This is a genomic window from Spartinivicinus poritis, assembly GCF_028858535.1.
GTDB lineage: Bacteria > Pseudomonadota > Gammaproteobacteria > Pseudomonadales > Zooshikellaceae > Spartinivicinus > Spartinivicinus poritis.
Genome location: NZ_JAPMOU010000031.1, coordinates 12,901 through 34,280, shown reverse-complemented (window position 1 = coordinate 34,280; position 21,380 = coordinate 12,901). Strand labels below are relative to the sequence as shown.

Sequence of the window (21,380 nt, the reverse complement as noted above, 5' to 3'; positions counted from 1 at the left end):
GACCCCATGTCAGACTGTAATTTATTAGATCCCTTTCAGTGCCTCAGTATTCCCTTGGGAGAATGGGTTGAAGCAGCCCTTAACTATCTGGTCGATAATTTTCGTGGTTTTTTTCGCGGTATTCGTTGGCCTATTGATCAAGTATTAAATGGCATTGAATCAATGCTATTATCCATTCCACCCTTAATTAGCATTATTATTGCCTCGCTGGTTGGCTGGCAGTTAGCAGGCAAAAAAATGGGGGCTTTTTGTGGTATTACCCTGTTTTTATTAGGCCTGATTGGTGTCTGGTCTGAGTCTATGACCACCTTATCCCTGGTATTAACTGCCGTATTTTTCTGTACATTATTTGGCGTACCCTTGGGAATACTCTGTGCCCGTAATGATCGAGTGGAACGTATTATTCGTCCAATACTTGATGCAATGCAAACCTTGCCCGCTTTTGTCTATCTGGTACCTGTTGTAATGCTGTTTGGCATTGGCAACGTACCTGGAGTATTAGTCACTATTATTTTCGCTTTACCACCGCTGGTACGCCTAACCAATTTAGGTATACGCCAAGTGCCGGCAGATAAAGTGGAAGCCGCTCAGGCGTTTGGCTGCACACCTCGTCAAATGCTATTTAAAGTGCAATTACCATTAGCCACGCCCACCATTATGGCTGGCATGAACCAAACCTTAATGCTGTCGTTATCCATGGTCGTGATAGCTTCAATGATATCTGTAGGTGGTTTGGGCCAAATGGTGCTGAGAGGTATCGGTCGGCTGGACATGGGTTTAGCCACTGTAGGAGGAGCTGGCTTAGTGTTACTGGCAATTTTTCTTGATCGGTTAACCCAGGCTATTGGAGAGCGGTCCGAAGCCAATAACACCCTGCACTGGTATGAAACTGGCCCCATTGGCTGCCTGGTTTACTTTTATCGTAACAAACTCAGGAACAGCTATGGCAACAAGTTCAGTAACAGTCCTAACCAATAAAAATAATAAAGCAACCACATATAGCCAAAGCGAATGGTTTTTAGGGGGCTAACCTGCTACTGCAAGGTTAGCGATAGCAACACTAATTGAAGTAAAAGTGCTAGCTGGGCCGTCGAGCGATGAGTTCCTGTAGCACTTTTATATAAATTAAGGCAGCTACCGCAAGTCTTGCCGTATCAGACTTGCACCCATGAGTTTATGTTTTTATAAATGATTGGGGGGAAGACAGTTTATTGCTCCTGCATAAACTGCATTCACACCATCCTTGGTGCTTAGCGACGACAACAAACCCTAAAAATCATTCGAGAAGGGTATAATAAATTAGGAGTTATCTAATGCAGTTTCCAATTACCAAGCTATCTTTTAACACTCTATCATTTTTAAAACAATTCACTAAAGCAACCATAAAAATTACGGCAATCACCGTATTATTTACCCTGCCATTAACTACCTCTCATGCAGCTGAGCAACCAGGTGAAGGTAAATCAGTTACTCCCATCTTTCCCAATATTGCTGAAGAGCGTTTTCGTGGTGAAATTGTTATAGCAGGGTTAGAAGAGCTAGGTTATGAAGTGGAAAAACCCAAAGAAACAGAATATGCAGCACTAATGCTGGCTCTTGCTTACGGTGATGCGGATTTTAGTGTACACCTGTGGGATATTTTACACGACAATTTCTACCAAAAAGCAGGCGGCGACAGAAGGCTGGTAAAAGCCGGTACTACTATCCCTAGCGTATTGCAGGGCTATTTAATTGATAAAAAAACTGCGAATAAATACAATATACACTCATTGGCTGACTTTAAAAAACCTGAAGTAGCCAAACTGTTTGATACCAATGGTGATGGCAAAGCTGACCTGACTGGTTGTAATCCTGGCTGGGGTTGTGAGCAGGTGATTGACCATCATATCAAGGCTTATCAATTAAACAAAACGGTCAGCCATAACCGGGGATCTTATTTCGCCTTAATGGCCGATACTATCGCTCGCTATAAACAGGGTAAACCGGTTTTGTATTACAGCTGGATGCCACAGTGGATTTCAGGGGTATTAGTCCCTGGAAAAGATGTGGAGTGGCTAGATGTACCTTTTACCAGTCTGCCAGGTAAAAATAATGACGTTAATACCCAATTTCAGGGCAAAAACCTAGGCTTTGCTGTGGATAAAGTCATGGCTGTTATGGGCAAAGATTTCGCTGCTGAAAACCCAGCCGCAAAAACGTTTATATCCCTAGTACAAATTTCTGCTAACGATGAAAGTGCTCAAAACTTAAAAATGCAAAATGGCGAAAAATCAGTTGCTGATATTAAACGCCATGCGAAAGAATGGATCACCCTCAACCAAACAACGTTTGATAGTTGGTTAAAGCAAGCACGCTCGGCAGCAAAATAATCACTTATTCACTGTTTCAGCCATACATTATTAACTTATGGTATAAAGTAGTGGGGTATTCTGCAGCTAAGGCATGGATGCCTTTTTAGCTCTTGATGAGCCAGGGATGGCACTTCAAGAGCGGAGGAAGAATATCCTACTACTTGATACAGTTAAAAACTCAAAATAAGATTTTTACCTAAAAAAATAATGTATCTATATCAATTTATACGTCAATTGCAATTTAGCGATATTCCTGATCATACACGGCAAATTGTCAGTCATTCATTGTTGGATATTATTGGCATCGCTGCTGGTGCTAGTCACAACCAAACCGCTCAACAAATAAAAAACTATGCGATAAAACACTATACCCCTACTCACCTTTACTCTCGCTTATTATTTGATGGCCGCCCCGTTCACCCATTAGGGGCTGCCTGGGCAGGTGGTTTTATCGTTGATAGTTTGGATGCCCATGAAGGTCATTTCACCTCGAAAGGCCATGCCGGGGCAACAATAGTACCTGCTCTAATAGCCTTAGCAGATGCCTACTGTAATCAAGGGCAGCAAATCAGCGGAAGTGAATTACTCGCAGCAATTACCATTGGATATGAAACAGCACTACGGGCAGGCATTGCACTAATGAATAGCACAGCGGAATACCATGCTTCCGGTGCTTTTTCAGGTATAGGGGTTGTCTGCGGTGGTGCCCGCTTACTGAATTTAAATGAACAACAGTTTCGGCATGCCCTGGGTATTGCTGAATATTTCGGCCCCCGTTGCCCAATGATGCGACTAGTTGATTTCCCCTCAATGTTACGCGATGCCCACGGTGCCGGTGCTTATGCAGGAATCAATGCATTACTGCTAGCACAAGAAGGTATAACTGGTGCCCCAGCAGAAACGGTAGCCATGAAAAATGTACAACACTACTGGGATGATTTAGGCAAACGCTGGGAAATAGATGCCCAGTATTTTAAACCCTGGCCTGTCTGTCGCTGGGCACAACCTGCTTTAACTGCCATCACTACCTTGATGAATCAGCATCCTGAAATAAATGCCAATAATATTGAAACTATCCGTATCGAAACGTTTCATGAATCTATGCGTTTACAAGGGCATTTTCCAGCCAATGCAGATGAAGCCCAATATAGCCTGGCGTTTCCTGTCGCCGCATTAATCAGTCGAGGTCAGCTGGGCCCAACTGAAGTAACTGGCGATGCTATTTATGCTGAAGATATTTTAGCTATCAGTCGTCGTATTGAAATTATCGAAGCAGATGATCTATCCGCATGTTTTCCAGAAGCAATGCTGTCACGCGTGCATATTTTGCTAAAAAACGGCCATCAATACAGCAGCCCAAATACACCCGCCAAAGGCGATCCAGCCACAGCAATGACCACCGCAGAGTTTCATGACAAATTCCAGTTGCTAGCAGCAAGCCAACTCCCACAATCTCGCATTAATGCCATTAAAGAAACTGTTACCAACCTGGAACAGGCCAAAGATTGCAGAAGTTTATTGCGGCAAATTCTAACTCCTTAGTGTCTCCTCAGAAAGTGTGCAGAGCTAGGTATCTGTCTATAACGGCTCACATGCCTTTATGTATGTAGCTTCTTCTTCACTGAGATGTTCTTTGCTTAACTTTACATTTTTATCAAAAGCAGCATGCTGTTCCTCTATAAAAAACCAAGTAGGGCTTTCTATAAGTTCTGGAAGGATCTTAATAAAAAACTGGTGTACACTCTTTAGATTTGGAGTGATCAACAATCGACGAGAGTATGCTTGCAGTGGCTTTGGTGAAATATATAACTTTTCTTCGAGCTTTAAACTTTTGATATAGAATTGAATTGTTGATCTTGGCAAGGTTATAAAATCAACCCGATTATTCAATAAAACATTTAAAACTATTTCTTCATTACGAAAGTTTTTTCTAAACATTAATTTATTTTCAACAAGGTCATCAATCACAATATAACGATGTCCAATAATAGCCCCTACTAACAACCCAGTAAGTGCATGTTTGTTTGAATAAGTAACTTTATTTGTTGCTAATGAAATAATATCCTGCTGATCATCAATGATTGATTGACTCCATAGATAATGGTCCATATTTTTATCATTAAAAAATAATGGACTAACCCAAGGAACAACACCTGCTTCCCCTTTGGAGAGATAGTAATTTATTCTTCTTTTGGGTATAAAATGTACATTAAATTCCATTTTATCTTTATACTTAATATTAAGATAACAAAAAAACTTGTAAGTTAGCCCATGATTGTTTTCTGAACTAACAACAAACGGAGGGTTTTGGTAGTAAGTCCAAACATCAACTGACTGCAAACTGTTTGCAAGCATCGATAAAGAAAAAACTGTAATAAAAACAATTATTTTTAGATAAATCACTCAACCCTCATGTTTGCATTCTTTTCAAAGCAAAGTATGTTTTCAATATTCACAAAACTTTTAAACAAGGTACCTACATGTATTAAAAGTGAATACTTTACTTGTAAGTTTATCAGACAGATTGAGATAACATACAACTATTTAAATCAATATACCCTTAGTTAAATATAAAGTCATCGCAAGCAATTTGATTAGTATAGCCAAACTCCTAAGCTAGTTTGCTTTTCTAACTAATTATTGATTTTTATAATAATCTGGGTAATCAAGTTATAGAGTTTGTCCTGTGCATAAAGAACAAGTGACCTCATCCCAAACACAGTCAGTGGCTGCTGATCAAAACTATTTGCTTTATATTATTTTTATCAATAAATATCGAGAAGTAGCTATTCATCACTTTAGAAAGCAATTATCTAAAGTGATATTTTTATTACAAAAAACAATATAAAAAATTTAAACATAGCCTTTATAGTTTGCTAGCCTAATACATTATTACCAATCTTTTTAGGGCCATTTTCGGCTAGGCACCTCAGCCAGTATCTTCTTTTCAATTTGTTGGTAAGCGCCAGATCGTTCATCAGCTATTTCATGAATAAAAGTAAATACTGGATCTACGCGTGGAACCGCTCGCTGTAGCTGAAAGTAATAATCAACGACATCATCTACAGAGTTGTCACTCATCTTAAAAGCGCTTAAATCAACTACAGCAATTGATTTATCAGTTGAACTAGATTTTGTATCATTTTTGGGAACTAGCATAAGATCAACTTTTTGTTTTGGATTACCAATAACAATATTAAAATAAGGTTCATAGGCATCAACTGCTGGAATAGAACGACAGCTCCATAAATGTGAAAGAATAGCAATGATTGAATGTCCACTCGTACTATCTGTCCAAATATAGTTATTATTAGAGCGAACTTTAGTGCTCCTTTTATTTTGTGAACGATAAGTGTTCCACAAATAATTGGTTATGGTTGTTGAGCCATGATTTAGTGTTTCAAAGTTCCGATGTAAATAATGATAAGCTCTGACCTTAGGCCTACTCATCAATACATTGAGTTCTCCTTTGCGTTTGTCGGGGTCATCCCCTTGCCGGAAAGAAGCCAGGTTGGAACTGCTAATATCCCAATAATAAAATATATAATCTCTTTCTTTACCCTGCAGCGCTGCACCTGCTCCATCCAGCACATCACGCCCCCTGTCTAGTTTTACCAGTAGCTTGGATTTATTATCTTTAATATATGGTTCATTTTTCAAAAGAAAATAGCAAATTGCTACATCGGTTTCTACATTTATTGTCCGTTTAGTTTCCTTTTCGATTTTCTTTATTGTTTTAACAATATAGCTAAAAAATCGATCAACCATTTCGACTTCGATCCCTTTATATTTCCAGTTAGTTGTCTTTTTATTACTGGTGGCAATTTTCTCACCATAGTCGACAACAACTGAAGGAGTTGAGCTGGGAAGTTGCCACTGCATTATTTTCAAATCATTGTTATAAACATACTCGTTTGAATAAGCAATTATTGCAGGTGGACATCGATAGTGCTCATCTAACAATACCCCCCCTTGTTTAATGGATTTAACTAATTCAAAAAGGTTTGATCCCCCTCCCTTAACACCTCTAGCTTGAATACTTCGCAAGTGCTCTTCTAACTCAGCTTCACGAAATAAATAGTCATCTATAATGGAGTTTTTATTAAATACAGTTTGCTTATCATCGCCAACCACCATTAGTTTTTTAGCACGATATAACAAAGGTAAAGCATCATCAACTCGACATTGCCCTGCTTCATCTACTACCACTAAATCAATCATATTTTCTTTAGATGGAAATAAAAATGGAACAGCTTGTTTTCGACAAATCCAAATTGGGAAACACTCCCAAAGTTCTTCTTGAAGCTCCTTAAGAATTGAAGCGCCACTCCCTGTATCGATTGTATTACATGACTTCAGAGATTCAACCAAATTAATAATTTTAGTTGCTCTATTAGTACTATTTTGCCTATTCGCAATAGCTTTTTTTGATATACTAGTCAGCTTAAGTAGACACATTTCCTTTATCAGCATATCTCTTTTTTGCTGAATTTTTGTCAACTGTTCAAGTTGATAATTTATTGAAACTTCCCTATATCCACTTAAAAAGTACTGACATATATCAAATGCTAAGCAGTGTTCAACCTCTACTTGGTTTGGATCAAGAAAATGATGTATCTGATTAAATTGTCGTAATACCTGATCAGGGTTTTCACAACTTTTAACTATAGTGATGAAATCTTGATGAAACAATAGCTGTTTTAAAAGGCTTTTCCAAACACTGATACAGGGATGCTTCAAAACAGCTTGTATTTTTAAGGTAACTGAGCCGGTTGATATGGCACCAAAACACTTTGTCCAGTAGTCAACTAAAAAAGAGTTAATATATGACTCTACTTCAGTTTGAAATAAATTGAAAAACTCATCTTCGGTTTTAGGTTTTTCTTTAATAAGTAGCTGCAAAATATTGATATGGCCTGAAACTACAGATTCCAGCTCATTAATACTCTCCATCCTAAACTCAAAGTCTGGATAGCATGATGCATAATTGCTGTTCAGCATTTCCCGCCGTAGTTCTATAAACTTACTAGCTAATGCCAAATGTTTTCGATAGCTTACCGACTTATTGGCTTTAGAAAGATCACCTGATCCAATAAATGTTAAAAATGCTGTTAAATCAGATATATCATCATGATTACTTGGATGGAGATTTTTAGGTATAATTTGGCTTTTACGATTTACCAGCTCGAAGCTTTTATTCAATACTCTCCCTATATTTTCCTTTACCTCCTGGTATTCTGCATCCAACTTTCGAATATCTTCTAATATTTTAGGGTTATCATGTGGCCAATCCTGCTCACGGGACAGATCCATTGCCAACATTTTTGAAAGTTTATTTATCCACAGTCCAAGATCATCAGTGCTTGAAGGAACTTCATCAATAACCTTAATTGCACTTTTCCATAAGTTCATCGTTTTTACTGCTGTTACAGATGCAACGTCCTTACCCACCAAATACTCTTGTATTTTTTCATTAAGTGCATGAATTGCTGCTTGCTGATCGCTTACAATTAATAGTTTTTTATTAGAATTTAAGCAGTGTATCAACAGATTTCTAATGGTAAACGTTTTACCTGTTCCAGGTGGACCTTCAAGTAAGACAAAGTTATGGTCATTCAAATTTTGAATTAATGCCTTCGAGGACTTAGTCAAAGTTCCTGGACTAAGAGGAGTAGAGCAAAATTCTTCTACATTTATATTATTAGTTTTCAGTTCAGGATTAAGAAATTTACCTAATAAGGAAGCATAAAACCTATGAGGATATTCATGAGCAGTACGTTGAATCTTCTTCAAATCTAGGTCTAGCGCCCTTGTTAAAGGTGATGGATTACGTTCAGCCCTATATAACACCACTGAGCCTAAATCACACTCAATACCAATAATATTGAGATTTTCAATAATCCCTCCCTTACCATTTTCTCCTCTTTTACCTATTAATATTTCACGAGTTTGTCGAAAGACATCTTCACTATAGGGCAGTTGGCGACGAATAGATATATTATGAAGTTTTTTATCAATCTCTATTTTCTGAGAAAGCAGTGTATTAAAAAATGAATCAAGCGGCTCACTCTTTTTGGAGTCTGAAAAATTTTCAATAAATACTGATAAACTAAGATGGTTAAGATACACATCACCATTTTCAGGAGGGTAGACATGTAAAAATCGTCCAGACTCTTCAACCTTTACATTCATATAATAAAGAGGAAAGCTAAAACTTTTTAGTTTTCCATTTTTCTTAAAAATAGCAGTAAATATTTCAAAACCCAGTAGATGCTCTGCATCTCGATCAGCCAGCACACCTTTTCTTAGGGATGATGCATCCTCTGATGTTAACTCACACTTATAGACTTTCGCTGTATGCGATTTAATATCACCAGCCAATAATGGTAATGGACAGCTTGTCTTGGTTATCTTAACAGAAGGTAGTCTTGCCTTATTTTTTACTGGACGCTTGGCCTTCTTGGCAGAGGATGCCCCAAATAGTGTATCATAATCTACAGTGTGGTTTTCCTCGGTATTACGTTCACCTAGCTTTCTTTTAAATTCTAAGTTTTTAGTATCTGCCGTTTTTTTAATCCCACTATTTTTTTGAGTTAAACCATTTTCAAATGAAGTAGGATCTGTTGTAACAGAAATCACATGATTTTGTGCATCCTTTTCAAGAGGAATATAATCCCCCATTTCAATCAGTGTATTACGCCGAACGGATAAACCACTGGTTATACTTTCACTTCCTTCATTAAAAGTGAATTGAAACAGTTTATGATAATCAATAATCCTATCAAAGACACCATTTGGGTGATCCAACCCAGCATCGTATAACAGCTCAACCACTGTATTAACAGCTTCTCTATAAATATTAAAACGACCTGCACTATTCAGATCAACAATAGTTAAGTGTTCTAATGTATTGGCTGTATATTCAAAACGATAGTACTCTGTATCCTTAAAATATAATTTTTCATCGATTTCGATGTCTTGAGCAGCTACACTCTCCATTTTTTTATGTAGCTTTACTAAAAGGGCTCTAAACCTATCCATGAGATAATGTGGAATAGCTAAGCGATCATTATTACTGCTATTGGTGAGTAAATAGACAAAAGAGCCTGCTTTTGTTTTATAGCGCTTTACAACAAATCTATTTTTACGATCATATTTTGCAGAAACACCCTGCTCTATATTTTTATTTGTTAAAAATCGCATTGATTAACACACATATTATTTAACAAGTAGTGATACTCGACGATTATTCGCTCTAGCAGCTTCCAGGGCTGCTCCTTTTTTACCATTAAAACTATTTATTGGGCGGGTACTCGCATACCCTACTAGTCTTAAGCGTTTTTCAGTAAAGCCAAATTGAAGCAAGAAGTGAATAACACTACTGGCTCTGCGACCACTCAAAGACCAGTTTGTCTCAAGCAAATACTCATTATTCATTCTATAGTAACGATGCAAAGGCGCATCATCAGTATGGCCTTCTACATCAATCGTATATTTTGTGGCTAATATACTTAATAGGATTGGCTCTAAAGAATCCAATGCCTGAGGCTTTAAATTTGCACTTCCAGTTTGAAATAATGCTTTAGTATCCAAAACCAAGCGTATACCATCTTTAGCCATTCTTACAGATACACCAGATACATCAGGATCATCTTCAACAATTTTGGCTAAGTTATTGCTTAGCTCCACTAAGGTTCCTGCAGTATTACCAGTGACACTTGTTTTAACTTTTTCAAATGATCCAACATCCACTTGGCTTATTGAAAGCAGCATAACGAAAAATACACCCAACATAACCATCAGGTCACTGAAACTAATATAGAAAGCTGTTTTACTTTCACTATCATCTTGTGAGTCAAGGCTAAGATCTAACTCAGACATTCTCATTTAGGATCACTCTCTTCAGAGTAAACTTCATCATGTGATTCAAACTCTGATTGATATTCTGCGTCTTCGTTTGGCCCTGTATTCGCTAAAAATTGAGCGTCAATACTATTTTCTTCGCGCTTAATTAAAATACCAATTTTATTTAAAAGCTGTTCATGTGCAGCTAAATAAATACTATTATGATGCTCTAGTCGTCCAGATAGTGGGGTAAATACAATAGAACCTAAGCCAGCCCCATAAGCTGTCGTCATTAATGCTAATGACATTGATGGGCCTATCTCGCTTGGATCATTAAGAGACCTTAACACACCTATCAAACCAATAACGGTTCCAAAAAGGCCTAGTGCAGGAGCAATAATGGCTGCCCTGCGAAGAATATCAACAGAAACTTTGCGTTTTAAAATTTGATCTCGAATTCTTGAAGTAACAAACTCATCGATCTCTTCAAAAAAGAGCCCTTGTTTATGCATATATATAATGTCATTTAAAAGCTCTCCATTGATGCTTTCACCCTCACGCAGCTCAGTTAATTTACCATTTGCTATAATTGTTCGATCAAGTTCAATAAGTGTATTGGTAATTTTTCTTCCCGGTGTACCAAAAAAAGAACTAAGCACCAACTTTAGACTAGATGCACAAGACCTGAAGTCAAATTGAAATAAAATACTAGCAAAAGTACCGCAAATTACAATCAGTAAAGACCTTAGGTCTAAAAAAGTATTAATATCTTCTTTCAGGCCTAGGGCATAGCCCACAGCAGCAAATCCACCCAAACCAATAATTAAAGCAAAAGGGTCAAATTTTTTACTTGTGGTGTGTAAATACTTTTTTAAGTTAAGTCCTTCCATCTAGCCTTCACCGTCTATTAACTGTCACTACTCATTTACGTTCACCATCCACTTGATTGCTTTGCTCATTCATTGGTTTTACCTTTTCCAGTTTTGCTATTTGAAACTTTTGTATGGTTTCCTGAACGCTATCAGTATGCGGCTTAATTTCAGGGCGCAATAGAGATTCAAACCTTAGTGGTTTACCCTTCAATAGATAGATCAATAGGTGGTCATTATTTTTTAACGTTCTAAAAAAATTATACTCAACTGAGTTTTTTGCTTTAATTAACCATGTATTTCTATTTTCATCGCGAATCTTACATATACTGTTTTTCACTAGGATTACCTTAGCCAACTGTGGCTGCAAGTGTTTTCTCTCCTTATTAAAAAAGAAACAACCTAGTGTATTACCTTGTTCTACATGCACCAAACAATGATCGCCAGCTTCAGGCAAAATATCACACATAAACAATGGTATATTTATTGTGGTTTTTCCTGACTTGACAATAACCATTCGGTCTTCAATATTAATTTCACGTACTGTTGCCCGAAATACATTTGAAGGCAGATAGTTTTGACTTTCTAACGTCTCATTGGCTTTTTCTACAGATTTTACAGCACTTTCTAGCTGACTTTGCATCAAACGTAGCTGCATCTTCAACGATCTGTTTTCAGCCTCAAGTTCCTGAATTCTTTTTTTACTTTCTGCTTCTCTTTTTCCAACAGAATCTTTATTTGCCTGACTACCTTTTAAGTCGGCAATAATTGATTCATAAGACTCAATTTCTTCATAAAATTTACTAAGAGTAGGCCCTACTGATGTTTTCTGAGGCAACCTAAATTGAATACAGTGAATGAAACTTAATGGTTCATCAGGATCAGCAAACTCATCGTCCAGCTGTACCGAAGTGCCAATTTTAAAATCATCCATGCATGCCAGTATATTTTCCAGGTTTAAGGAAAATCCATTAGCACGCAATACTTTTTCGATGACTTCTACAGGGTGTTGATATAGAACTTTGTCAATAGTGATATAAAACAACTGCGTTTCATCATCTATGGACGCTGACGATAAACTTGTGGAGTAAATAGCTCTTGATAGATCTACTTCATGCTTTTGTGAAACAAGAAGATTAGATTTTTTTGAAGAGATTTCTGTCAATGGATCATTTACCGTCATACCGCTTATTTGGTGGTGTATAATGCTATACTGCAACACTATTTGCTGTGAAGTAGAACACAGAAGCAGTCTCCAAATATTAAGACCACCAGTTGCGTATTTAGTAATAAAAGTTAAATGATATAAAAACGACAGATAGAGTAACAAGAAGAAAAAATAAAACAGTATATACTCAAAATTAAGGCTATTTTTTTAGACCCAACCATCGAACAATTTAACTTCATTAGCTTATTGCTATAAATAGTTTAATAACTATTAAGTATAGGGAAATCAGATGTCATATTCTATATCATCTTGTAAGTACTTTAGCTTATTATATTGGTTCATAATAAGTACTAACGTTTTTGGCAATGATATTCCTAACAGCAAAGATCACCCGTTAGTTACTCGATATCAAGGTTCAACAATTAGTGCTTACAAGCAAATTGCCTACGACAACTACATTCTACCTATTAGTAAATTAACGAAACAGAAATATAAAGTTCAAGAGAGTCTTTCATTAGAAGGTAAAATTACTAGAATTACATACACGTTACCTCATAACCGCTCAAGTTTAGAAGTGTTTAAAAACTACCAAAATGAGTTATTGTCTAACAACTTTAAAGTTATTTTTGAATGTAATAGCACGACATGCGGCTCAAGTTATGACTGGTCTAATCAAGTATTAAGTCGAGGTTCTCGACTAGCAGGTAAAAATACTTCTCAACGTTTTTTAGCGGCAAAATTATCTCAATCTGATGGAGATATTTATTTAGCATTATATATCGTAAGACGTTCAACTAAACAGCTGGTAGCCCAAGTGGATGTACTAGAACAAGCACCTTTACAAACTGGCATGGTAGAAGTAAACCTTGATTACTTAAAAGAAGAGTTAGAACGCAATGGTAAAGTGACGTTATATAGCTTATATTTCGACCTCAATAAGGCAACACTAAAGCCAGAATCAACTCCAACTCTGCAAAATATTGCTTTATTATTGAAGCAAACTCCCAATCAAAAATTTTATGTAGTTGGTCATACTGATACAACTGGCTCACTTGATTACAATATATCGCTTTCCCAACGACGCGCTGAAACTGTTGTAAACACTTTAGTTAACCAGTTTTCAAGCAGTAACCATCAACTACAAGCTCACGGTGTTGGACCATTAGCACCTTTGGCTAGTAATTTTCATGAAAAAAGCCGAAAAATAAATCGTCGAGTAGAGTTAGTTTTACAGTAATAAAATATACGTTTTGAACACCCTCTACTATGAGGCTCACTCTACTGACTATTATTTTTCTGTTTCTTCAAATTGACCAAGTCTACTTCCATGGGTTGAAATTTTGGACGTTTTTTTACTGGCACCGAAGGAGTAGTGCCAGTTTGAGGCACTTTTTCCACTTCTCGAGATTGCTTGTTTTTGATCTCACCTGTTTGAATATCTATCGAAAATGTTTCTAACTGCCCATTGTTATAATAACGACTTCGCTTAATTTGGTTATTATGGATGATATCCTGTTGAATGAAAGCATTGTCAGTTATTGGTTGATTCAACTCATGTGGCCTGTTTTCAGCATAAGCTGAAGAGAACAACAATGGTAACGAGTTAAATGCAATAGCCTGCTTATTAACTGGCATAGGAAACCATTGGGAATGAAACCCATATTCTGCATATATGTCGCCATTCTCGTATATAGACATTTGCATAACAACAGTGCCAGAATCAGTCTTAATAGAGACAGGAACAACTGTCAAAGGCAATTCTTGAAAATGGGCTTTAAACAATTGGGTATTAATCGCTTCTGCTTCAGTGCTAGGGACATTCAAAATAGCTTTATAGATATCAACAGCAGAGTTAATAAGTGCAGGAAATACCAGCAAAACCCCTGTTAGCCCAATTACCCAAGCTTTAGCTTGCTCCCATCTCGTAGGCCCCGCACTTTCTGTGCTTACAATATCATCACTCATATCCAATTCCTTTTGGTACTGTACAATAGTCATTCATCGACAGTACAATAATACTTCGCCGACCAGCTGTCTGCATTATGTCGTATACACTACTAATAATAAGATGATAGCCTGAGGCATCACAAGTTTGTTTAAGCCATAAGCTCAATAAACGATCAGATTTCTTATATTTTAGAAACGTTAATGAAACTTTACGATTTTTTATCAACTCACAACATCAGCTTTGAGCAGTATCAACACCCACCATTATATACATGTGAAGATGCTAATATTTTAGCTTCACATATTCCAGGAGATAAAACTAAAAATTTATTTTTACGTGATCGCAAAGGCAAGCGGCATTTTCTGATAATCGTAAATGATCATAAAACCGTCGCTTTAGATAAGCTGGCTGCTCAATTAAATGTTACTAAGTTAAGTTTTGCTTCTGCCGAAAGATTAAATCAATATTTAGGTATTGAGCCTGGCGCGGTTTCGTTGTTGAGCTTAATAAATGATCAAAACCAATCTGTAGAGCTGCTAATAGACAAAGACGTTTGGGCTTGCTCTACCATGCAATGCCACCCACTGATTAACACTTCAACGTTGGTAATATCTATGCATGCCATAGAGAAATTTATCCGAGCAACTGGTCATGAGCTCCAACTAATATCAATACCTGAATAACACCATTAGCTTAATAGTTTACTTATTGCCTCTGCTAACTCTTCATCGTGAGCCATCAATGGTTTTAATCGCTCTGCTCGTAACCATAAAATATCAACTAAAGTCATTGCTCTATAATCGCCAGGACTCACACCAGTTAACAGTGATAATGCTGTAACATGCTCTCCCGGACCTAATACTTTTTTATATTTCTTACCTTTATGCTCTTCTTGTACTTGTACTGAACCACGGGCAATAATGCCTAACGCAGCAAAAGGCTTTCCTTGCTTTAAAATCCACTCTCCGCTGCTATAAAGACCATGCTCCATTGCATTATTTAGACTATTGCGAGTGCCTTCCGATAAATTTTTACACCAAGATAACTGTCCTAGCAATTGGTCTGGCGTAAATGGAGCAGAAAAGCTTGACATTTTTTGCAGGGTTTTCATCCTTGTTTCTACATGCTTTATCATCCGTTTTGCTTCTGGAGAATCTAAAACTGCCTTTTTAAGTTGTTCACGAATAACTGCTCGTTCACGATTTAATAATAAACGAATAGCAGAGTGGGTTTCCAAAGTATGAACAATTTCTGGAAAAGTTTCTCTTAGCTGCTGAATATACTCAAGTGTTTTCTTTTTATTTTCTTGTACAAGTGCATTAACTTTTGCAGCCTCTGCCTCATCAGGAGCCAAGCTGCTAATATGAGTCTCCAGGGTATCTTGCGCTTGAATAAATCCTCTGGCTATTTCATAACCTAATGCCAGCCGAGAAAAACTAACTCTAAGGGCTAGTTTCTTTAACCCCTTAACATTGCGCAACATATGCAATAGAGGAGGTGTGTCCCATACTTTATATAGCGACTCCCTAGGAGCAATAACCGGCTCACCATCTAAGGCGTGTTCTACTGCTTCGACTAATTTATTGGTTGACTGCTTGCCTAATGTACCCTGCTCAAACTGATGCCAATAATGGCGACGTTCAGTTTCAAGTAACCGTCTTCTGAAGGCTACGGATAAGTCTGCATCACTAATGCCTTCTGACTCTTTTTCTGGTTCTTTTATTTCAGTTGGCTTTAATAAACCTGTAGTATGTTTCACTCCATCCCAATCAGCCCCTTTTAAAAATTCATTTTCCACTAATGCAGGCAACATGGTAGTCAATTCTTCATTAATTTTAGCCTGAGCTTTGTCAACAGTAGCTTGTTTAGCAGGCGGCAACCGGTCTAGTTTCAGTTTTTTTAATACCCAGCTCATACTGGCACCATTAATTAAAATAGTGAACACTACAATGCCTGCACAAAGAAATAATATTTGGTCTCTTATATCTCTTGGTATTATGTCATCCTGAGCAATAATTAACGCTAATGCCAGTGATACAGCTCCTCTTAATCCCCCCCACACTAATACAATGGCTTTTTCTCGGGTGATTCCTATACCTATTCGTTTCAGCAATGGCATAAATATAGTAACGGCAAGTGCACGAATTAGCTGAATACCCACATATAAAATGACTAATGCTACCCAGGCATTAATGTCATCTAAATGAACTCTCGCTGCAATTAATACCCCGACTAATAAAAAGATTAATGTATTAGCAATATGAGCCATCATCTCCCAAAAGTTGTGAAGAAACTCTGCTACCTCTGGAGATATTCTGGTTCGGCCAATGCCCGCAAACATAAGTGCTAACGTAACAACAGCAACAATACCCGAGACATGCATTTGTTCTGCTGCAAAATAGACTAAATATGCTGTAGCAATAGACAGGGTGATTTCTATCATTGGGTCATTAAACACTCGACCAATCCAAGCCATAACTAAAAAGCCGGCTAAAATTCCCAAAATTAACCCTATACTAACCACCCAGATAAAATCACCAGCTACACCCAGTATGTTATCGCTCTCTTGTCCACCAGCAGATATCACCCAGCCATAAAATAATGAGAAAAAAACAATGGCTGTACCATCATTCAATAATGATTCACCTTCAATTAAGGTTTCCAAGCGTTTTCGCGAACTAACATCTTTTAACATGGCTACTACTGCGACTGGATCAGTAGCACTGATCATTGCGCCAAACATTAAACACAATGCCCAGCTCCATTCCCATGGAAAAGTCCATTTAGCAAGAGCTGCAGTAAGGGTTGTAGCTACAATTAAACCGGGTACAGCTAATAATGCAATTTGTGCAAAAATTCTTCTAAATAGATGAACCTCAAGAGAAAAAGCACTCTCAAAAATTAAAGTAGGTAAAAATAAAAATAGAATTAAATGAGGGTCAACTTCTGCTACTAACTTAAGTGTTCCGTCCAATAACGGGCTATACTCGGCAAAAAAGCCAGTCCGCTGAATAAGGCCAAGTCCCAAACCAATAACAAGCAAACAAACAGAGTAAGGCATCTGCGTGCCTTTAATAATATTCCGTAGAGCTGCGCCTATTAGCAAAGCAATAATAATAAAAACTAATACAGAGATACCTGTGTCATACTGCATGGGCACATCTTAAAAGTAGTAAGCACTAGAATTCAGTACTATTGTTATATCTATAGCTATATTAGCTAAGGTATCTTCTTAATTTAGCTATGATTAGGCTTAAGCAATTAACTACTTGCTAGATTAAAAAGTAATTAGCATATTAAGTGAAATATCTTAAGTATTTTATTAAGTTAACTTATGATGAATTATTCAGCACCCGCAGATAAATTTACTATAGAAGACAAATATCAATTAATTAGTACGATTAATGATATTTGTTTACTTTTTTTAAACAGTAAACTGACCAAAGCTGATTTTCGCATAACGACTGAAGGTGCCTGGCCAGCCAATGAAGGAATGGACCTACCTTATCTTCATTTTGAAAATATACATAACCCACAAGTTAAAACAACAAGATACATAATTGAATCAAAAGCTGTTTTTAATTTTTTTCACCAATACCCAGAAATAGCAGATGAGATATTTAATTATGAGCTAAGAGCACTTGCCCGTAGCTTTTGTGTTCCAGGCTCTGTTTGGCATTGCCTGGGTTTTAGCTACTTTTCATTTGATTTTTTATTTTCATCTCGAATTAATGAATATTCTCGACAAGTTAGTTTTCCCCCAGACTATCAACTACTTACTGATAAACAATTTCCCTATTATGCTTGTTTGCAATTAGTAGACGAACAGCATACTGGTGTAGTACTCGGTAATCAGCATAATCAACTGGTATTCAAACTCTTTGAAGATTACAAAGGTGCAGCTCCTGAATGGTTACCAGCCACAGGAGCTGAACTGTATGTTGATGACACCAGCCAGAATACCATCGTACTTTTCAAACATGATCTACTGCTAACACCAGAACATGCTGTCACAATTCCCGATGCCATTAATGAGCTGGTTGCAGATATCTCTGAAGAAGCGATTAACGCACACTTCTCTCACCTGCTTTTGAACTGTACGCCACATAAACTCAATATCACCGCAAAAGCCAATAATGTGGTTCCATTATCATCAGCCAAAGTGATGGAGCCTCAAGTAGTTAAAAGCGAAAATGAGACCACTACTGAAAAAGACGAACCAACAACGGAAGGCCTGTTAACAGTTTTTATTCTTGCTATCTGTCTGGCAATATCAGCCTTCCTTTTTGAAACTTACGCTCTGTAATTTAATAACAAAGCTCAGTAAAATAGCCCCCTTTCATTTGAATATAGCGTTAAGTAATGGCAACAGCACTAATTTTTGATTCCGGGGTAGGTGGCTTAAGCATCTTGCAAGCAGTATCACAGCGGTTACCACAACTTTCTGTGGTCTATGCCAGTGATAATGCAGCTTTTCCCTATGGCACTAAGGATGCTGACTGGTTGCAACAACGGGTGGTTGAGTGTGTAAGTACCATTAGCCAGCGTTGCATCCTGGATATTATTATCATTGCTTGTAACACTGCCAGTACTATTGTCCTACCTAGTTTACGTGACTGCTTTGAGATCCCTATTGTTGGTGTGGTACCAGCCATTAAAACAGCAGCCCAGGAAACAAAAACCGGCTGTATAGGATTACTTGCCACTCCTGGCACAGTTACTCGCCACTATACGAACCAGTTGATTCAAGATTTCGCCAGTCATTGTCAGATAGTCAAAATAGGCTCCACTGAGCTGGTTGAGCTGGCGGAACAAAAATTACGTGGTGAGCAGATTTGTCTCACCCAGCTAAAAGCTGTTATCCAGCCGCTAATATTGCAAACTGAGACTCATCAAACACAAAGCCTTTCATCACATCGACCTGACCAGGTAGTACTTGGTTGCACTCACTTTCCTTTACTAAAACAGGAGTTAGAGCAGCTTGCACCCGGTATAAGTTGGGTAGATTCAGGTATAGCGATTGCCAACCGTGTTGCCTCGTTATTGCTAACAGGCAATGATGCTATTAATTATTCTCTTAACTCTGAAAATCACCAAAGCCAAGCTACTGGCCACACAGCTTTATTTACAGAAGCTAATCAGCAAATAAGTCGGTTAATCCCAGCATTAAAGCAGTTTGGGATTGAAGAAATTGACTATTTAAACCTGCCTGTTTAATAAGCTCTCGAAAACAACCTGAGCTGCTAAATTTTAAAACTACCTACTAGTTGCTGCAGCTCTGTTGATTGCCTACCTACCTCTTTACAAGCTTGTAAAGTTTGCTGCAAACACTCTACCGAATCCTGGTTTAAGTGGTTAATATGGGTTATTTCCTGATCTAATGTACCCACAACTGAGGTTTGCTCTTCTGTTGCAGTGGCAACAGATTGGTTCATACCATCTATTTCACCAATCACTGCACTGACTTCATTCAACATATTGCCAGCTTCATTCACCACATCCACACTTTGTTTACTATACTCCTGGCTTTTATTCATGGTTTCTACAGCGGTATGGGCACCACTTTGCAACCCTTCAATCATGCTATGGATTTCTTGGGCAGATTCTTGCGTACGGTGAGCTAACCCTCTTACTTCATCAGCCACTACTGCAAAACCACGCCCAGCCTCGCCTGCCCTGGCCGCTTCAATTGCCGCATTTAAAGCAAGTAAATTAGTTTGTTCGCTAATACCTTTTATAACTTCTAATATCTTGCCAATGTTTTCAGTATTAGCACTTAGATTTTGAATGTGGTCACTTGAACTGGTTATATTACTCGACAACTGATTAATAATTTCAATAGACTGGCTCATCACCGTTTTGCCTTCTATTGTTGTATTCTTGGCCTCAGAGGCTCTGTCAGATGCAGATGCAGCATTTTGTGCGATTTCATGTGCAGCAGCACCCAGTTGATTAATTGCAGTTGCAATACTAGTGGTTCGGTGTGCCTGTTCATCAGACTTATTCATGCTGGTTTCAGTCCATGATAATACCTGCTGAAACAACTCACCCAATGCTCCACTGGCTTGAGCAACATTTTTTATTGACTCGTGAATTCTGCCAATAAATAAATTAAAGTTTTCAGCAAGTTGACCTAGCTCGTCTTTTGAACTGACTTTCAGTCGTTTGGTTAAATCCCCTTCTCCTGCTGCAACATCACCCATTGCAATAGAAATATCGTCCAATGGCTTTAATACCACTTTCATCATAAAGTTCAGCAGCAGCACAATTAACACGATACCAAAAATTATAAAAAAAACAGCTGACTGCATAAATTGATTAATGGTTTCAAATGCTTTATCTCGATCTACTACTAAACCAATATACCAATCCACCGTTTTAATACCTGAGATTGGAACAAGCATGGTTAGGGCATCCATGCCTTCTACGGTTACCTGCTGTAAATCTTTATTTTTAATATCAATGGTATCCCCACCATATAAGTCCACTATATTTTTTTCTACCCACTCAGCTTTTGGGTGTATAATAATTTTTCCTTCTCTAGTGGCCAGAAAGGCATAGCCCAAACCACCAAAGTCTTCCTTATTAATCATGTCTGAAATACTTTTTAAGGGAATATCGCCTGCTGAAACACCAATAAAACTACCTTGTTGTGTTACATTGCTCACCGCTGTAATGAATAATTCTTGTGAGTTAGCATCTACATAAGGCTCAGTAAATGTATTAACCTTTTTTTCTTTGGCCAGTTGATACCATGGCCGTTTACGTGGATCGTAATCTGCAGCACTAGGCTTATCATTGTTATCAACAAACTTACCATCTTGCTCCATACCTACATAAACTGAATCAAACTCACTCGACCAACCTGCCTGGTCTACTATGGCCCTAAGTGTCTGATCATCAGCAGGTTTATCTAACCTTTTCGCCACTGAGTCGACTATTTGCAGTTTGTTATTCATCCAGTCTGAAATACTATTGGCGGTTAACCCAACCAATTGGCCCAAGTCATTCACCAAGTCTGACTTGGTTTGGTTTTTTATCAATACATATTGAGAGCCGCTAAATCCAGCAAATGCGACTACCATTACGGCTGAAGCAGCAACGAGTATTTTGTGGGTAAATTTCATAGGTGGCCTGTTTACTCACTGTTCAAACATCACCAAACTAGAACCTGTAGTACTTTTTAAGCCATATCGCTA

At 37.7% G+C, this 21,380-nt stretch carries 16 protein-coding genes; 8 read left to right on the top strand and 8 right to left on the bottom strand.

The genetic code is table 11. From position 1 onward, the window contains the following. Nucleotides 1-6 precede the first annotated feature (6 nt). From proW to ORQ98_RS19905, 3 genes are all read left to right on the top strand, one after another. Nucleotides 7-978, top strand: coding sequence for a glycine betaine/L-proline ABC transporter permease ProW (gene proW / locus ORQ98_RS19915; protein WP_274690576.1), 972 nt, complete (start codon nucleotides 7-9; stop codon nucleotides 976-978). Between the two features lie 335 nt (nucleotides 979-1,313). Then, nucleotides 1,314-2,369 carry a glycine betaine/L-proline ABC transporter substrate-binding protein ProX gene (gene proX / locus ORQ98_RS19910; RefSeq protein WP_274690575.1) on the top strand — a complete coding sequence of 352 codons (1,056 nt, stop codon included), beginning with the start codon at nucleotides 1,314-1,316 and terminating at the stop codon, nucleotides 2,367-2,369. Nucleotides 2,370-2,558: 189 nt separating this feature from the next. Next, nucleotides 2,559-3,893, top strand: a complete 1,335-nt coding sequence (locus ORQ98_RS19905) for an MmgE/PrpD family protein (RefSeq protein ID WP_274690574.1) — start codon at nucleotides 2,559-2,561, stop codon at nucleotides 3,891-3,893. 36 nt (nucleotides 3,894-3,929) lie between these two features. On the opposite strand, the gene ORQ98_RS19900 is transcribed toward ORQ98_RS19905, so the two are convergent. Next, nucleotides 3,930-4,754, bottom strand: coding sequence for a hypothetical protein (locus ORQ98_RS19900; RefSeq protein WP_274690573.1), 825 nt, complete (start codon nucleotides 4,752-4,754; stop codon nucleotides 3,930-3,932). 283 nt (nucleotides 4,755-5,037) lie between these two features. On the opposite strand from ORQ98_RS19900, the gene ORQ98_RS19895 reads away from it, so the two are divergent. Then, complete coding sequence (locus tag ORQ98_RS19895; protein ID WP_274690572.1) at nucleotides 5,038-5,199, top strand: hypothetical protein; 162 nt, start codon at nucleotides 5,038-5,040, stop codon at nucleotides 5,197-5,199. Between the two features lie 56 nt (nucleotides 5,200-5,255). Here ORQ98_RS19895 and ORQ98_RS19890 read toward each other — a convergent pair whose 3' ends face one another. The 4 genes from ORQ98_RS19890 to ORQ98_RS19875 are packed head-to-tail and all read right to left on the bottom strand — an operon-like array spanning nucleotide 5,256 to nucleotide 12,248. Continuing rightward, entirely contained in the window at nucleotides 5,256-9,554 is a 4,299-nt protein-coding gene (locus tag ORQ98_RS19890) for an AAA domain-containing protein (RefSeq protein ID WP_274690571.1), read from the bottom strand. A 15-nt stretch (nucleotides 9,555-9,569) separates the two neighbouring features. Next, nucleotides 9,570-10,232, bottom strand: a complete 663-nt coding sequence (locus ORQ98_RS19885) for an OmpA/MotB family protein (protein WP_274690570.1) — start codon at nucleotides 10,230-10,232, stop codon at nucleotides 9,570-9,572. Nucleotides 10,233-10,234: 2 nt separating this feature from the next. Further along, on the bottom strand, nucleotides 10,235-11,086 hold the full coding sequence (locus ORQ98_RS19880) for a MotA/TolQ/ExbB proton channel family protein (RefSeq protein ID WP_274690569.1): 852 nt from the start codon (nucleotides 11,084-11,086) through the stop codon (nucleotides 10,235-10,237). A 31-nt stretch (nucleotides 11,087-11,117) separates the two neighbouring features. Then, nucleotides 11,118-12,248 (bottom strand): hypothetical protein, encoded by a 1,131-nt coding sequence (locus tag ORQ98_RS19875; RefSeq protein ID WP_274690568.1) that lies wholly within the window; start codon nucleotides 12,246-12,248, stop codon nucleotides 11,118-11,120. Between the two features lie 274 nt (nucleotides 12,249-12,522). On the opposite strand from ORQ98_RS19875, the gene ORQ98_RS19870 reads away from it, so the two are divergent. After that, nucleotides 12,523-13,470 carry an OmpA family protein gene (locus ORQ98_RS19870; RefSeq protein WP_274690567.1) on the top strand — a complete coding sequence of 316 codons (948 nt, stop codon included), beginning with the start codon at nucleotides 12,523-12,525 and terminating at the stop codon, nucleotides 13,468-13,470. A 41-nt stretch (nucleotides 13,471-13,511) separates the two neighbouring features. Here ORQ98_RS19870 and ORQ98_RS19865 read toward each other — a convergent pair whose 3' ends face one another. Further along, nucleotides 13,512-14,198: a hypothetical protein gene (locus ORQ98_RS19865; protein ID WP_274690566.1), complete on the bottom strand. Its 687-nt coding sequence runs from the start codon at nucleotides 14,196-14,198 to the stop codon at nucleotides 13,512-13,514. A 183-nt stretch (nucleotides 14,199-14,381) separates the two neighbouring features. Between ORQ98_RS19865 and ORQ98_RS19860 the strand changes: the two genes are divergently transcribed. After that, complete coding sequence (locus ORQ98_RS19860) at nucleotides 14,382-14,864, top strand: prolyl-tRNA synthetase associated domain-containing protein (RefSeq protein ID WP_274690565.1); 483 nt, start codon at nucleotides 14,382-14,384, stop codon at nucleotides 14,862-14,864. 5 nt (nucleotides 14,865-14,869) lie between these two features. On the opposite strand, the gene ORQ98_RS19855 is transcribed toward ORQ98_RS19860, so the two are convergent. After that, nucleotides 14,870-17,335: a cation:proton antiporter gene (locus ORQ98_RS19855; protein ID WP_274690564.1), complete on the bottom strand. Its 2,466-nt coding sequence runs from the start codon at nucleotides 17,333-17,335 to the stop codon at nucleotides 14,870-14,872. A 180-nt stretch (nucleotides 17,336-17,515) separates the two neighbouring features. On the opposite strand from ORQ98_RS19855, the gene ORQ98_RS19850 reads away from it, so the two are divergent. Both ORQ98_RS19850 and murI read left to right on the top strand, forming a co-directional pair. Further along, nucleotides 17,516-18,487: a hypothetical protein gene (locus tag ORQ98_RS19850; RefSeq protein ID WP_274690563.1), complete on the top strand. Its 972-nt coding sequence runs from the start codon at nucleotides 17,516-17,518 to the stop codon at nucleotides 18,485-18,487. 56 nt (nucleotides 18,488-18,543) lie between these two features. Continuing rightward, nucleotides 18,544-19,398, top strand: a complete 855-nt coding sequence (gene murI / locus ORQ98_RS19845) for a glutamate racemase (protein ID WP_274690562.1) — start codon at nucleotides 18,544-18,546, stop codon at nucleotides 19,396-19,398. A gap of 26 nt (nucleotides 19,399-19,424) precedes the next feature. Here murI and ORQ98_RS19840 read toward each other — a convergent pair whose 3' ends face one another. Next, on the bottom strand, nucleotides 19,425-21,308 hold the full coding sequence (locus ORQ98_RS19840; protein ID WP_274690561.1) for a methyl-accepting chemotaxis protein: 1,884 nt from the start codon (nucleotides 21,306-21,308) through the stop codon (nucleotides 19,425-19,427). Nucleotides 21,309-21,380 lie beyond the last annotated feature (72 nt).

Coding starts and splice junctions, on each gene's coding strand:
- ORQ98_RS19890 (WP_274690571.1), bottom strand. CDS start 9,554: ATGCGATTTTTAACAAATAAAAATATAGAGCAGGGTGTTTCTGCAAAA.
- ORQ98_RS19855 (WP_274690564.1), bottom strand. CDS start 17,335: ATGCAGTATGACACAGGTATCTCTGTATTAGTTTTTATTATTATTGCT.
- ORQ98_RS19875 (WP_274690568.1), bottom strand. CDS start 12,248: ATGACGGTAAATGATCCATTGACAGAAATCTCTTCAAAAAAATCTAAT.
- ORQ98_RS19880 (WP_274690569.1), bottom strand. CDS start 11,086: ATGGAAGGACTTAACTTAAAAAAGTATTTACACACCACAAGTAAAAAA.
- ORQ98_RS19865 (WP_274690566.1), bottom strand. CDS start 14,198: ATGAGTGATGATATTGTAAGCACAGAAAGTGCGGGGCCTACGAGATGG.
- ORQ98_RS19840 (WP_274690561.1), bottom strand. CDS start 21,308: ATGAAATTTACCCACAAAATACTCGTTGCTGCTTCAGCCGTAATGGTA.
- ORQ98_RS19905 (WP_274690574.1), top strand. CDS start 2,559: ATGTATCTATATCAATTTATACGTCAATTGCAATTTAGCGATATTCCT.
- ORQ98_RS19860 (WP_274690565.1), top strand. CDS start 14,382: ATGAAACTTTACGATTTTTTATCAACTCACAACATCAGCTTTGAGCAG.
- ORQ98_RS19850 (WP_274690563.1), top strand. CDS start 17,516: ATGATGAATTATTCAGCACCCGCAGATAAATTTACTATAGAAGACAAA.
- proW (WP_274690576.1), top strand. CDS start 7: ATGTCAGACTGTAATTTATTAGATCCCTTTCAGTGCCTCAGTATTCCC.
- ORQ98_RS19885 (WP_274690570.1), bottom strand. CDS start 10,232: ATGTCTGAGTTAGATCTTAGCCTTGACTCACAAGATGATAGTGAAAGT.
- murI (WP_274690562.1), top strand. CDS start 18,544: ATGGCAACAGCACTAATTTTTGATTCCGGGGTAGGTGGCTTAAGCATC.
- ORQ98_RS19870 (WP_274690567.1), top strand. CDS start 12,523: ATGTCATATTCTATATCATCTTGTAAGTACTTTAGCTTATTATATTGG.
- proX (WP_274690575.1), top strand. CDS start 1,314: ATGCAGTTTCCAATTACCAAGCTATCTTTTAACACTCTATCATTTTTA.